The organism is Streptomyces sp. B21-083 (assembly GCF_036898825.1).
Taxonomy (GTDB): domain Bacteria; phylum Actinomycetota; class Actinomycetes; order Streptomycetales; family Streptomycetaceae; genus Streptomyces.
Window position 1 is genome coordinate 4,533,830 of record NZ_JARUND010000001.1, and the last position, 12,689, is coordinate 4,546,518.

12 protein-coding genes and 3 pseudogenes are annotated in these 12,689 nt (G+C 66.8%); 9 read left to right on the forward strand and 6 right to left on the reverse strand.

Features of this window, described 5'->3' with window-relative positions; translation table 11 throughout:
- Nucleotides 1-110 precede the first annotated feature (110 nt).
- The 4 genes from istB to QA861_RS20300 all read right to left on the reverse strand — a co-directional run bounded on the left by istB (nt 111) and on the right by QA861_RS20300 (nt 4,765).
- Complete coding sequence (gene istB / locus QA861_RS20285; protein WP_334586302.1) at nt 111-881, reverse strand: IS21-like element helper ATPase IstB; 771 nt, start codon at nt 879-881, stop codon at nt 111-113.
- Nucleotides 878-1,834, reverse strand: a complete 957-nt coding sequence (locus QA861_RS20290; RefSeq protein WP_443041515.1) for a Mu transposase domain-containing protein — start codon at nt 1,832-1,834, stop codon at nt 878-880. The genes istB and QA861_RS20290 overlap by 4 nt, the downstream gene beginning before the upstream one ends.
- Before the next feature lie 117 nt (nt 1,835-1,951).
- Nucleotides 1,952-3,724, reverse strand: a complete 1,773-nt coding sequence (gene ltrA, locus QA861_RS20295; RefSeq protein ID WP_334586303.1) for a group II intron reverse transcriptase/maturase — start codon at nt 3,722-3,724, stop codon at nt 1,952-1,954.
- A gap of 639 nt (nt 3,725-4,363) precedes the next feature.
- Complete coding sequence (locus tag QA861_RS20300) at nt 4,364-4,765, reverse strand: hypothetical protein (RefSeq protein ID WP_443041516.1); 402 nt, start codon at nt 4,763-4,765, stop codon at nt 4,364-4,366.
- A 176-nt stretch (nt 4,766-4,941) separates the two neighbouring features.
- On the opposite strand from QA861_RS20300, the pseudogene QA861_RS20305 reads away from it, so the two are divergent.
- From QA861_RS20305 to QA861_RS20320, 4 genes and pseudogenes are all read left to right on the forward strand, one after another.
- A pseudogene (locus QA861_RS20305) lies at nt 4,942-5,259 on the forward strand (DUF6228 family protein).
- Nucleotides 5,256-5,756 carry a hypothetical protein gene (locus QA861_RS20310; protein WP_334589747.1) on the forward strand — a complete coding sequence of 167 codons (501 nt, stop codon included), beginning with the start codon at nt 5,256-5,258 and terminating at the stop codon, nt 5,754-5,756. The pseudogene QA861_RS20305 and the gene QA861_RS20310 overlap by 4 nt, the downstream one beginning before the upstream one ends.
- A gap of 1,006 nt (nt 5,757-6,762) precedes the next feature.
- Complete coding sequence (locus QA861_RS20315; protein WP_334589748.1) at nt 6,763-7,461, forward strand: Clp protease N-terminal domain-containing protein; 699 nt, start codon at nt 6,763-6,765, stop codon at nt 7,459-7,461.
- A 283-nt stretch (nt 7,462-7,744) separates the two neighbouring features.
- Nucleotides 7,745-8,245 carry an NUDIX hydrolase gene (locus tag QA861_RS20320; RefSeq protein ID WP_443041517.1) on the forward strand — a complete coding sequence of 167 codons (501 nt, stop codon included), beginning with the start codon at nt 7,745-7,747 and terminating at the stop codon, nt 8,243-8,245.
- Between the two features lie 159 nt (nt 8,246-8,404).
- Here QA861_RS20320 and QA861_RS20325 read toward each other — a convergent pair.
- Nucleotides 8,405-8,548: pseudogene (locus tag QA861_RS20325) on the reverse strand (IS256 family transposase); the annotation flags it as partial.
- A gap of 363 nt (nt 8,549-8,911) precedes the next feature.
- On the opposite strand from QA861_RS20325, the gene QA861_RS20330 reads away from it, so the two are divergent.
- Together QA861_RS20330 and QA861_RS20335 are read left to right on the forward strand one after the other, a co-directional pair.
- Nucleotides 8,912-9,577 (forward strand): ArsR/SmtB family transcription factor, encoded by a 666-nt coding sequence (locus QA861_RS20330; RefSeq protein WP_334589751.1) that lies wholly within the window; start codon nt 8,912-8,914, stop codon nt 9,575-9,577.
- Nucleotides 9,574-10,911 (forward strand): MFS transporter, encoded by a 1,338-nt coding sequence (locus QA861_RS20335; RefSeq protein WP_334589752.1) that lies wholly within the window; start codon nt 9,574-9,576, stop codon nt 10,909-10,911. Before QA861_RS20330 ends, QA861_RS20335 begins: the two co-directional genes overlap by 4 nt.
- A 216-nt stretch (nt 10,912-11,127) precedes the next feature.
- On the opposite strand, the pseudogene QA861_RS20340 reads toward QA861_RS20335, so the two are convergent.
- A pseudogene (locus QA861_RS20340) lies at nt 11,128-11,446 on the reverse strand (VOC family protein).
- A gap of 242 nt (nt 11,447-11,688) precedes the next feature.
- Here QA861_RS20340 and QA861_RS20345 point away from each other — a divergent pair.
- The 3 genes from QA861_RS20345 (at nt 11,689) to QA861_RS20355 (ending at nt 12,609) form a co-directional block, all read left to right on the forward strand.
- The gene (locus QA861_RS20345; protein WP_334589753.1) at nt 11,689-11,829 is read left to right on the forward strand and encodes a hypothetical protein; all 141 of its coding nucleotides are present in this window, start codon (nt 11,689-11,691) and stop codon (nt 11,827-11,829) included.
- A gap of 109 nt (nt 11,830-11,938) precedes the next feature.
- Nucleotides 11,939-12,166 (forward strand): MDR/zinc-dependent alcohol dehydrogenase-like family protein, encoded by a 228-nt coding sequence (locus tag QA861_RS20350; RefSeq protein WP_334589754.1) that lies wholly within the window; start codon nt 11,939-11,941, stop codon nt 12,164-12,166.
- 17 nt (nt 12,167-12,183) lie between these two features.
- A complete protein-coding gene (locus QA861_RS20355; RefSeq protein ID WP_334589755.1) occupies nt 12,184-12,609 on the forward strand; it encodes a MerR family transcriptional regulator in 426 nt (141 codons plus the stop codon).
- The last annotated feature ends 80 nt before the right edge of the window (nt 12,610-12,689 follow it).

A 12,689-nucleotide genomic window follows, 5' to 3' on the forward strand; every position in this document is an offset into this window, starting at 1 on the left:
TCGACGAAGACTCTGTGCACTACGCCGTCGAACTACACGCTCCAGGCTTGGCCGCCTGTCGGCGTACGGCCTTAGCTCCCCAGTTGCGTACAGACGAACGTCCCCAGGTGTCAGGCCACTTCGGTCTCTCGCTCGAGGGCCTTGAGGCGGTTCTTCAGCCGGTAGCTGTTGCCGTTGATGGGGACTACTTCGCAGTGGTGGAGGAGGCGGTCGAGGATCGCGGTGGCGAGGACTTCGTCGCCGAAGACCTGGCCCCATTCGCTGAAGGTCTTGTTCGAGGTGAGGATGATCGAGCCCCTCTCGTAGCGTTTCGAGATCACCTGGAAGACCAGGTTCGCCTCGGCTCGCTCCAGGGGCTGGTAGCCGACTTCATCGACCACCAGGACACTCGGCCGCAGGTAGGAGCCGAGTTTCCTGGTCAACCTGCCGGCGGCCTCGGCGGTCCTGAGGTTGCGGACCATGTCGTCGAGGCTGGTGAAGTAGATCGAGTAGCCGGCCCGGCAGGCCGCGACCGCCAGCGCGACGGCGATGTGGGTCTTGCCGACTCCCGGCGGCCCGAGCAGGGCCACGTTCGCCTTCGCCTCGACGAACGACAGAGTCGCGAGGTCCTTGATCTTGCGCGGGTCGAGTTCGGGCTGGAAGGAGAAGTCGTATTCGTCGAGCGTCTTGTGGTGCGGCAGCTTCGAGGTCCTCAGGCCGCTGCGGAAGCGCCGGTCGTCGCGGACGGCGAGTTCCTCGGAAAGCACCAGGTCGAGGAAGTCGAGATAGCCCATCTTCGCCTCATCTGCCCGCCGGGTGTACTCGTTGACGGCTTCGGCCAGGTGGGGCAGGCCGAGCTTGGCGGCCGTGGTGCGGATGCGGTTGCCGGTCAGCTCGCTCAAGACGTGTCCTTGCTCTGGGAACGGGTGGTGAAGGGGCGGGTGCCAGTCAGCTCGTCATAGACCGACAACGGCCGGCGCCCGACCTCGATCCGGCTGGCCGCGGCCCTGTTCAGCAGGGCCTGCAAAGGCCCGGATTCCTCACCGCGGGGACGCCCTTGACGGGGCAGGACGGGGGTGTCGCCGGTGGTCGTCCGACGCCCCTTGCCGGTGGGCAGGCCGTCCCAGTGCTTCTCCTCGACGACCCGCGCTCCGCGGCCGACCGCCCGTGGGTGCATGGCCAGCAAGGTCTCGCCGCTGGTATCGGGGGCGGTCGAATGCAGCATGACCTGCGACTTCGTGGCACGGATCTCGATCAGTTGGCGGGGTCGGACCTTACTGGCGGGTACTGAGTAGAGGTTGCCGCCGAAGGCCACCAGGCAGTCCCTGCCGACCGGCCGCAGATGCCGTTCGGCCACCAGATACGGGGTGGGCGGCAACGGCCGCAGAGCCGCGTGATCGCGGGCAGCCCGCTCGCCGATGACCTCCCGGTGCGTCTTGTGGATCTGAGCCCGCCGGTGCGGCACCCACGCGGTGAACGCGGCGTCCATCTCCTCGATGGAAGAGAAGGCCCGCCCGGACAGAACATGATCACGGACGATCAGCACCTGGCGTTCGACCCGGCCTTTTCCGGTGGGGCGGTAGGCAGCCAGCACGTCGATGTCGAAGTCGTAGTGGCCGGCGAATCCGGCCGCCTCCGGATGCAGCGGAACCGCCTCACCAGGAGCGACGTGGCGGCGGACGACGGTCTTGGTGCGGTCGTAGACGATCGTCATCGGCGCCCCGCCGAAGTGCGCGAACGCCCGCCGGTGGCAGTCGAAGAACGTCTGCAGATCCTGGCTGGTGGTGAAACAGCAGAACGGATCACGCGAGTACGACAGAACCATGTGGAAGGAGTAGACCTTCGCGATGCCCATATGCGCGAGGATCTTCCCCTCGTGTCGGGTAGCGGGGACGCATTGCTGCGTCCCCGCCCCCTCAGAACCGGGCGAGCGGGTTTCCCCGCACCTCGGCTCAAGCAAGCCCCATGGGCTTCACGAAAGTGCAGCAACTGCTGGCCTCCTGCGGCTGCGAGGCCGAAGCCTGCGGTGACAGGAGGCGTGCACGAGGCGTGTTCGGTCCGTGCTCGGCGCGTCAGGCCGTCCGTGGTGAGTGAGATAGTCGGCGGCTATCGCTCTCTTGACGACGTTCAGCCACCATCGTTCCCATTCCTGGGGCGATTGCGGGGGCTGATCGGCGGTGAGCAGGTGGTCCCCGCAGAGCGGACAGCGGCCGTCCTGCTTGGCGAGCAGGCGCAAGTTGTAGCTGTCCAGCGGGGGTTTGACCTTTCGTCGCCGCTTGACCCAGTAGTTCGTCAGGCCGGGGTCGTCGGGTGACGCCCCGCCTGCGATCAGCTGGTGCCGAACGATGTTCGTCCAGGAGAACTTGAGCAGAATGGGGATCTCGCCGCGGTCGTTGAGCACGTTGGCGCGATCTCCGAACACCCACCGGTCGTTCCTGAACTTGTTGAACCTGCCGAAGTAGCGGCGAGCGATCCACTTCTTCGACTTGTTGGGGTGCATGCGTCTGGCCCACCGGTAGGTGAGCCACCACACGTAGTGATCCAGCGCCGTGAAGATTCTGCTGGACACCACCCCCCGGTAGTAGGCAGCCCAGCCCCGCACGATCGGGTTGAGCTTGGCGATGACCGCCGTCGCGTTCAAGCCGCGCAGAGCGCGCACCTCGTCCGCGAGCCTGTTCCGGATGCGCCTGACCGCCTCCGCACTTGGTTTGATCAGCAGCTTGCCGCGTCGATAGCGGCGGACGTTGAACCCGAGGAAGTTGAAGCCTTCTTCGAGGTGGACGATGCGCGTCTTGTCCTCGTTGAAGACCAGCCCCCGAGGCGCCAGCCACTGCGCAAGCTGTGCCTTGACCTGCTCGGACTGCTGTCTGGAGTGGCAGCAGGCGACCATGTCGTCGGCGTATCTCACCAAGATCGGAGAGCCCGCCACCACATCCCCGGCGTGTGTGCCGGTGGTGAGATAGCGGACCCCTGCGGCCTCCTCCAGCCCGTGGAGGGCCACGTTCATCAACAGCGGGCTGATCACACCGCCTTGAGGAGAGCCCTCCTCGGTCGGCGTGAACTGCCCTTTGTCGACCACTCCGGCCTTCAGCCACCGTTCGATCAGATCCCTGGCCGGGAACGAACCGAGCGAGTCGAGTAGCCGTGAGTGGCCGATCTTGTCGAACGCGGCGGACAGATCAGCGTCCAGGATCCACAACCGGCGGGCGCGTGGCCCGCTGAGCGTGGAGAACAGGGAGCCGATCGCATCCGCGCAGCTTCGCCCGGGGCGGAACCCGTAGGAACGGGGCTCGAACCGGGCTTCCCACTCGGGTTCCAGTGCGCTGCGGACCCGCGCCTGATGGCACCGGTCCAAGATCACGGGAATGCCGAGCGGTCGCTGCTTTCCATTGGCCTTCGGAATGTACACACGGCGCACGGGCATGGGGTCCCAGGACGAACGCGTGCGGTGCACCCGCATCGCGACCGCCGCCCTGGCTTCGGGGGACAAAGCTGTCTCCCCGTCGATCCCGGCCGTCCGACGTCCAGCGTTGCGCTGAGTGACTTGCCGCACGCTGACCAGCGTGTTCGACCAGGACCTCAGCATCAGTTTCTGCAAGGACCGGACCTGAGCCCAGTCCTCTTCTCGTGTCGCCTTGAAGATCCTCCGCCGCAGCCTCACTACGTTCTCCTCGTGAGTGCGCCAGACGATGGCGTCCCAGTCGAGAACGTCCTCGGGTCCGTTCACCGCAATGGTGTCCAACATGTCCCTCGGTTCGAGAGGCGCTCGGCCTCGGCGTTCAAAGGCTCACCAGCCCACGTCAGCGCCCTTTCGGGCCCGGTCGCCTGGACCGGCATCCGGCCGGTTCCCCGTGACAGCCGCCTGGAGAGGCAGCCGTGGTGTCACGAGTCCCGTTGCCTTTCGGCAGCCGGCATCCGCTTCTTGGGCATCCTGTCCCGCCGAGGGCTTCCGCCCCTCTTGCGATCGGCCTACCGAGCCAGATGGCCCGGACCCCGACGGGGTTTCCACGTTCCGCGCATACGAGACGCGACCGGGGAGGGCGCCCCCTAAACCCCGGGACCAGCGGTGTTCTTGCGACCGACGGGGCAGGCTCCGGTCGCCGCTCGCCGCCTCTTCCAGCGGCCAGGTCCTATCACCCGGTGTTCTTTCCGTCTCCCCGGGCTTGTCGATGACGAGGCATCACAGGGGGTTCACTCGCGTTCGCCCGTCCGGCCTTCTCCTTGCCCGGTTGCTCCCCCTGACGGATCGGGGGCCCTTGGGCGTCTTCCCTGAGCTTCGCACCCTCTGCGGGCAGGACCCGCGAGCGCACGTCAGGGCGGAGATCGGTCTCGAACACTGACCGAGAACTACGCAACCGGCATGACCGGCCTCCAATCTGCGAGTTCACTCATATGCGCGACTTCGTGTCGCACCACCCCAGTCGACCTGGGCCTGGGCCCCTGGAATCACCTCGAACCGGCGGTGCATGCCCGCGAGTTCCCGCGGCGTGATCCCCAGTTCCTCGGCGACCCTCGGACGGGCTTCCTGGACGTAGAGCTTGACCCGCTGATAGTTGCCCGTGAACCCGTACTCCCTGGCCAGGCGCTCGTGGATGACCGCGGCCTTCAGCAGGATCTCTGCCCGAAGCATCGAATCGATCAGGGGCGCGAACTCGTCGATCACCCTCGCCAACGACCGCCCGTTCGTCGACCGCCGCGGCGGAGTCGCCGGACCCGGCGCCGAGAGATACTTGCGGACCGTTTTACGGTCCAGCCCGGTCTCCCTGGAAATCTCCGACAGGCTCATCGCCCCGGACTCCAACAGGCCACGAAAACGCCGCAGTTCCAACCAGCGACGTGGATCCAAGACCACCGCCGACCACCCTCCGCCACCCACACCGACATGCAGCAGAGTGCCGAACCCGGCCCCTCAACACGTCAAGAACTGGGGACGTTCATCCGTACGCGGGTGGGGACGTTCATGTGTACGCCGACACCGCCCAAGTCAATGAGGTCGTCGCCTGGATCTGGGACAGAGATCTGATCCCGTTCCTGGAAGAGCTCGCCGCCGACTACCGGGGATGGGACAGTGAACGGAGCTGGCAGACCAACGACCCTGACCTCGCCGTGTCAGCCGTCTTCCGGTCAGGCGGCCACGTCGGACTGACCTGGACCTTGCGGCCATAGCCGAAGGCCGGCGGCGGCTGGAGTGCCTCGGTGACCACCTGGCTGGAGGCCGGTGAGCAGATGGCTTCCCTGGCGGCCGATGTCCGGCACTTCCTCGCCGGGGAGCCGCAGTGACAACCGGCATACGAATCACCTGGACGCTAGAGGCACATGGGTGGGCCGACTGCGTCGTTGAGGACCACCATGCGAAAGCGGAGCTGACAGCGTCCTACATCAGCAACGCGCCCGAGGAGTTCCTGACGGCGGTGGCCCGGCTCGTCGCGGGCGAGACGGAAGCCCGCGCCCAGTTTGAAGCCGAGCCGACCGCATACCGGTGGATTTTCTACCGCGAAGCTGCGGATGTCTGGATTCGCCTGCTGGAACTACGTCGCGGCAGCGACCACGACAACCGGGGAACCGAGATCTGGTCGTCTCAAGTCCCTATCGATGCACTCAGCCGAGCTGTGGTCCGCTGCTTCGACGAGGTGGCTCGGACCTACGGCGAGAGCGGCTACCGAGGCAAATGGGGCGAGCACTTCCCTCGAACCGAGCTCGAAGCCTTGAGACGTCTCTGGCACGCTCACCGCCACGACGATGGGAATAGCCACAGCGCCACTGCTCAGGTTGAGTGAGACAGACCAGCCATCACCGTCTCACTCAACCTGAACCACCCCAGGTCACGGCTTCACGATGGCCCACGTCTAGTGAGACAGGTCATCTGCTGTCCTGTCTCTGTGATGTCCGGCCGTCTCGAGATCTCCGGACATCTGAGCTGACGTCTCAGTCATCTCCGGGCATTTGGTGGGGTCTCGGTCTTCCCCGGGTACGCGGCTCTGCGCTGTCCACGGTCGTCGTGGCTCGTCGGCGTCGTACCGGAGGCCCGGATGGGTGCGTGTGAGGTGTCGGCGGAGGACATCGAGCTTGGAGTACGTCAGAGCAGGCGGGGTCCGTGATCGGGGGCCTCTGGGGCGCCTGTGGTCGGTCCGGTTCGAGTCGGTACGACCCGAGCGCCGGTTCCCGGCGTTCCGGGGCCAGGGCAACTGGTGCGGCTGGTACTGGTCGGCAACATGCGGCGGGCATGTGGGCTACGAGTCGTGGCTGGAGCGTGATCGATGCTGTTCGACTTCGACCCGCTGGTGGCCGGTATGTCCTCCCAGCCGTTCCGGCTGTCCTGGGCTGGGCCGGACGGGAAGCGGGTGCGGCACACGCCGGACTTCTTCCCCCCGGACCGATGGCACGGCCTGGCCCAGCGCCACTACCGGTTTTCCCGTCGCGCCGAACTCCTGAATCTGGCCCCCACCATGTCGACAACGGATCCGGACCGGGCAGCACCCTGGCTACTCGCCGCCGGCTATCCCGAACGTGTCGCACTGATCAGCCTGTTCGCCTCTGCCCCACGGAGGCAGTTGGCCGCCAGCGACGACCTCATCCTCTTACCGACGCCGTCGCCGAATTTGACCGGAGTTTCCCCACCGAGGCGCGGCTTCGCGGCACCAGCCGCACCTGGCTCGGCAAGACCGTCGCCGCCACGGCCAAGCAGATCGAAACCCTCCTGTCCGCTCCCGGGGAGCACACCCCCACATCCAACAGAGGCAAGTACGCCTTGACAATCCTGAACTGTCAAGGCGTACTTGCCTTATGTCTCTTCCAGACCTGGACGATCTGATCGCGGAAGTCGACCGGAGATGCGACACCGCACACCGCCCCGGCGGACAAGAACAGCCCGACTGGCTTGCCCTGCTGACTGTCGCCGCCCAACTCGCAGGCCAGATGCAGGCGCTGGCCGACGACCTAGTCGAGGACTACGTCGAGCACTGCCGGATGCACGGCTCCTCATGGACCGACATCGGTGGCGCCTTGGGCGTGACCCGACAGGCAGTGCAGCAGCGCTTCCACGCACCGCACAAGCGCTACAGCCCCGAGACGATGACCGACGATCTCCGCCAGGCGATGGTCCACGTCAAGCAGGCGGCGGTGCACCACCGCAACAACTACATCGGCACCGAGCACCTGTTGTGGGGTCTGACCGCGGAGGACAACAGCGCCACCCGGCTCCTGCAGACCACCGGCGTCTCACCGGAAGCGGTCCACCAATCCGTCGGAACCCGACTGAGCATGGGGGCATCTCAGGCAGCCGAACGGATCGCCTGGACTCCCTACTCCCGCAAGGCCATCGACATCGCGGAGGCACGGTCCGAGCAGCACGGATCCGACCGCATCGACTGCGAGGACCTGCTGATCGGCCTTGCCCAGGTCGGCCGCGGAGTGGCCGCCGACGTCCTGACCGAGGCCGGCTTCGACCCGGCCGCCCTCGACGCCACCCCTGCCGGCGCCTGAGCCCATCGCCGCCCCGGCGACTGCTACCTGACGACTGCGAGAGAACGGCCTCCTGCCCGGACTTAAGTGACACACACCGACGAATTGCGTCTCACTCAAGTCCGGACACCGCAGGTCAGCGCAGCACGATGCCCGGACTTATCTGGGACAGGACAATAGATGTCGTATTTGCGTGACAACTGTCGTCATCCGCGTGCGGCCTCCTAGTGCAGGTGCCTTTGGTCCGGCCTCCGCGAGTCGCCGAGAAGCGGCGTTGTCGGTGGTCTCTGCCAAGGTGTGCGTCGTGGATGAATTGGTGGAGCGTGTCGACGGTCAAGATCGTGTGCTGGGGGTGGTCAGCCGCCGGCAGGCCATCCGGGAGCGTTGGCTGCACCGGGTCGCCGTGACGGTGTGTCTTGATGAGGGTGGGCGGATCCTCGTTCACCGGCGGTCGGAGCAGCTGTCGCGCTTCCCCGGGATCCATGAGGTCATGGTCGGTGGTGCCGTGGCGGTCGGCGAGTCCTATGAACAGGCCGCCGCGCGGGAGCTGGCCGAAGAGCTGGGCATCCGTGTGCTGCCACGCCTGCTGTTCACGTTCCTCAACCGCAGCGGTTTGAGCCCTCACTGGCTTGGCGTACACGAAGCCGTGGTGCCGGACACGGTGGCCGCCGATCCCGATGAGGTCGCCTGGCATGGCTGGCTAAGCGAGCCGGAGCTGCGGTCGGCCCTGCTGGAGTGGCGCTTCACCCCCGACAGCCACGAAGCCTTCAACCGGTATCTCGCGTTCCGGACCGCGCGGTACTGACCTTGCCTTCTCGCGGGCTGGGGGCGCCTGGTTGAGGCCAACGCGCCTTGCGAGAGCGGCTGTTCGCGATAGGGGGCGAGTGCGGATGTGAGCTTCTTCCGCTTTGACGGACACCATTGGTGTGGTGGTCAAGCTGCGAGTGCGGTCTCGTGAATTAGGCTACGCGGTGAGTTCGGTGGGCAGGACGGTCCGGTGGGTTTCTGACCCGATCGGGTGGCGGCGGGCCTTGGCCAGGAGCTCGTAGCCCACGTAGCGGCAGGCCTCAGTCCATTCGTTCTGCTCGGCCAGGGCCGCGCCGACGAGCCAGAACGGCGGTGCGTCTGCGGAGATGCCGACCATTCCCTGGACGCAACCTCCTGCCGCGCAGGCAATCCTGACCTTCTGTACACGTGTATGGCTGCGTCCGGGTCATGCGCAGGCACGTTTTGGAGAGTTCCAGTCCTGCATGGGACTCGAACGGTGGCGATCGGTCCTTGAACCTGGCGAGTTGGGCATTTCCGTCCGATCTGAGCCGGTATCGATGCGAGCCACGCGTCGCCGCTTACTGATCTCGCTCATCAATCGGTCGATGACTGAACAGCGGTACGTCGCAAGCGAGGTGAACCGCAAAGAGTTCTTCGCGAAAATCTCTTTGCGAAGAACTCTTCGCGGATTACCGTGGGTTGCATGGTTGATGCAGCGGAGAGGCCGGATGGCCCGAACGTCGAAGCGGACTCGGTTGTCCTGGATGCCAAGGGGTTGCGTGCCCTGGCGCATCCGGTGCGCGTGCAGTTGGTCGGGTTGCTGCGGAAGTACGGCCCGTCGACGGCCACCCGGCTCGCGGAGCGGCTGGGCGTGAATTCCGGTACGGCCAGCTACCACCTCCGACAGCTCGGCACGGCCGGTTTCGTCGAGGAGGACACCGAACGCGGCAACGCCCGAGAGCGCTGGTGGCGTTCGGTGCACCGGACGACCTGGTTCAACGATCCGGAGCTGGCCGAGCGGGAGCCCGAAGCCGCGCTGGCCTACCAGCAGTCCGTCGCCGCCATCTACACCCTGCGCACGCAGCAGACCCTGAACGGGCTTCAGACGATGCCCCGCGCATGGCGGAACACCTTCGACATGAGCGACTGGGCCCTTCGGCTCACGCCCGAGGAAGCTACCGCCCTGGAACGTGAGTTGACGGAAGTCATCACGCGCTACCGGCGAGACGACCCGGATTCGGCGGCAACGGCCCCCGAGGGAGCCGAACGGGTCGCCGTGATCACGCAGATCCTGCCCGAACTGGATGCGCCTGCCGCATCGTCGCTCCCTTCTGGCACTCAGGAAGCGGAAGGAGGCCCGACGTCATGACCGACGACGCCTCGGAGGCCGATGGCATACCCGGCAAGAGGTCCTTACGGCCGCTGGGTGGAGTGCTGGCGGCCATGGCTGTATCGCTGACCGGCACGCGGATCTCCGTTGTGGCACTGCCCTGGTTCGTCCTCGTCACCACCGGCAGCGCCACCCAGACCGGACTGGTCGCCTTCTGCGAGATGACTCCCTACGTGGTCGTCAAGGCGTTCACCGGACCGCTGGTGGACCGGATCGGCCCGCGGGCCATTTCCTGGACCACCGATCTGGCCAGCGCGACCGCCGCCGCCGCGGTTCCCCTGCTGCACACCCTGAACCTGCTTTCCTATCCCCTTCTGCTGGTCCTGGTCGCGCTGATCGGCGCGGCCCGGGGACCCGGCGACCTGGCCAAGGAGGTGATGGTCCCGGAGGCCGCCGAGCGCGGCCGGGTTCCGCTGGAGCGGGCCACCGGTCTATCCGGTGTGATCGAGCGGCTCGCCTCTACCGTCGGCTTGGCGGTCGGCGGATCCCTGGTGGCGCTGCTCGGTCCCCTGACGGCGCTCGCCGTCAACGCGGGCTGCTTCGCCATCGGATCAGTGATCATCAAACTCGCGCTGCCTCGCGGCATGGGGCACGCGGCCGAGGAAGCCCCCTCGCAGGCCGGGGAGACGGAACCGGGCTACTGGCGGCGGTTCGGCGAGGGGTTCACCTTCCTGCGCGGCGAGCCGCTGCTGCTCACCGTCATCTTCATGGTCGGCATCACCAACCTGCTGGACGCGGCGATCACCTCGGTGCTCGTACCCGTCTGGGCCAGGGAGTCCGGCAACGGGCCGACCGCGATCGGCCTGATGGGCAGCATGATGGGGGCCGCGGCGGTTGGCGGGAGCCTGATCGCCGCGGTGGTCGCGCACCGGCTGCGGCGGCGGGTGGTGGTTCTCACCGGATTCCTGCTGGCCGGTGCACCAAGGTTCCTGATCCTCGCCTTCGATGCCCCGTTGGGGGTGGTACTGGCCGTCTTCGCGGTCAGTGGGTTCGGTGCCGGCTTCATCAACCCAGTGCTGGGGGCCGTCCTTGTCGAGCGGGTGCCGCGCCGGATGCTGGGCCGGGTCAACGCCCTCGGCGACTCGCTGGCCTGGGCCGGCATCCCTCTCGGTGGACTGATCGCGGGGGCGGCAGTGACCGCTGTCGGACTCATGCCGGTGCTGCTCGCCTCCGGCGCCGCCTACTTCCTCACCACGAATCTGGCTGGACTGCGGTCGGAATGGCGCGAGATCGACCGTACGCGCGGCCGGGGCGTCCTGAAGTCGAAATCCAAGGACGACGCCTCACGAGGCAGAGCCGATGTGACGACATGACATCTACGGAAGGGGAGGTCGGCCATCTGGTTTCCTCCTCCCTCCGACCGTTCCATCGCCCACGCTGCGCGCGCACTCAGATGACCGCTGGTCGGCGGCGTCTGTCGTCGCTCGCGGCCCGGAGGTCTGACCGAGCGAGGTCGAGGCGGGTGTCCATGTCGGTTGACCTCCCCGTACGACGCCACAGCGGGAAAGGTCCAAGCCCTCCTCTCTGCGTCAGCCTCTGACGATGCAGAAGGGATGCCCAGCCGGATCGGTGAGAACCCGCGCTTTGGCCCCATGAGGCTGGTGATCCGGCACCCCTGCGCCCAGCTCCAGCAGTCGGGCCTCGGCCTCCTCCAAGTCCTCCTCGACCGTGAAACAGATGTGAACGTTGAAAACCGATGAAGAGTCCGTCCTCACGGTTGAGACCTGCGAAGTCGGCGTCCGACTTCGGGTGGGGGTCGAGGCCGGTGGCCTGCTGGTAGAACGTCGCCAGAGCCAACGGATCACTGCAGTCGAGTGTTATCGCGCTCAACTTCATTTGCAGGGGCATGACACCTCCAGCCGACCAGTGGACTTCCGCGATCAACATCCTAGAAACAGCTTCCTACGGTTGAGCGGGACACCGGTCGCCGACCTGTCCCACTCGACCGTACGCGCCACAGGCCAGAACTCCACCGCTGTGAGGTGACGCTGGGCGATCACGCCTGCTTGATCAGAAAGTCTGTGCGCGAGCGCCAGGTCATCCATCGGCGTCCCTCCTGCTGCTGGGCCTTGCCCTTGACCCATGGCACCATGGCGGGCCAGATCGCCCGGCTGCTGGGCGCCGCCCGGGTGGTCGGCAGCGCAAGCTCACCGGACAAGGCGCAACGACTGATGCGCGAACTCGGCTACGACGCCACTGTGCTCGCTCGTTCTGGACACCGTGGGTGGTGAACAGTTGGCGGCCGCCGTCCACGCGGCAAACCGGGGCGCCAGGATTGCCCTGGTAGGCGCGTTGGACGGTCAGCTGTCCCCCGGCGGAACGGGCGGGAGCGCGCTGGCTGTGCTCGATACCTATCGTCTGCTGACCCGGGGCATCACGATCGCCGGCTACAACGGCATGGACCATCCGGAGGTCGAGGCGGAGTGGGAGGCCCACCTCGGAGGTTGGCTTCGGAAAGGTGACATCCAGTTCCCCTACACCCCGGTCCGCGGAATGGAGCGAGCCCCAGGGGCGTTGCCCGCACTGATCTCCGGCCGCTCCTTCGGGGCGACCATCGTGGAGTTGTAGGACCGGGCGGAGCAGGCATGCGGATCGGCGAGGCAGCGGCGGCAGCCGGGACCACACCGCGCGCTCTGCGCCTGTACGAGGCCCGCGGCCTGCTTCAACCGCCACCACGCCCCTCGTCCGGTCAGCGCGAGTACGGCTCCGCCGAGGTGGAGCGCGTCCGAGTCATCCGTAGCCTTCTGGCCCTGGGCCTCACGCTGGAGGACCTCCGCCGCCGGGCCCACCGCCTGGACCTCCTCGTCCAGGACCAGCCGTCGGCATCCTGTGCCGGCAGCCCCGGCGAGTCCAGTGACGTCGTGGTCGATCGTCTGACGTTTCTGGACGCGGAGATCGCTCGCCTCACACACCTACGCCTGGGCCTCGCCGTAGCCACAGGGCGGTCGCGATGTGCTCCGGTCCCGCCGACCCCCCACGAAACCGGCGCGCCGCCTGACCTTGAGCGCTGATCTCCGACCCGCCAGGTCAACCCTCGTGGTCTCGGCCCGACACTCACGCACGGCCTTGGATCCAATGAGACAGGTCACCG

What these genes read in the sequence shown, in the direction of transcription:
- QA861_RS20290 (WP_443041515.1), bottom strand. Translation starts at nt 1,834, where the DNA reads ATGGGCATCGCGAAGGTCTACTCCTTCCACATGGTTCTGTCGTACTCG.
- ltrA (WP_334586303.1), bottom strand. Translation starts at nt 3,724, where the DNA reads ATGTTGGACACCATTGCGGTGAACGGACCCGAGGACGTTCTCGACTGG.
- QA861_RS20300 (WP_443041516.1), bottom strand. Translation starts at nt 4,765, where the DNA reads ATGAGCCTGTCGGAGATTTCCAGGGAGACCGGGCTGGACCGTAAAACG.
- QA861_RS20315 (WP_334589748.1), top strand. Translation starts at nt 6,763, where the DNA reads ATGTCTCTTCCAGACCTGGACGATCTGATCGCGGAAGTCGACCGGAGA.
- QA861_RS20330 (WP_334589751.1), top strand. Translation starts at nt 8,912, where the DNA reads ATGGTTGATGCAGCGGAGAGGCCGGATGGCCCGAACGTCGAAGCGGAC.
- QA861_RS20335 (WP_334589752.1), top strand. Translation starts at nt 9,574, where the DNA reads ATGACCGACGACGCCTCGGAGGCCGATGGCATACCCGGCAAGAGGTCC.
- QA861_RS20345 (WP_334589753.1), top strand. Translation starts at nt 11,689, where the DNA reads ATGGCGGGCCAGATCGCCCGGCTGCTGGGCGCCGCCCGGGTGGTCGGC.
- QA861_RS20355 (WP_334589755.1), top strand. Translation starts at nt 12,184, where the DNA reads ATGCGGATCGGCGAGGCAGCGGCGGCAGCCGGGACCACACCGCGCGCT.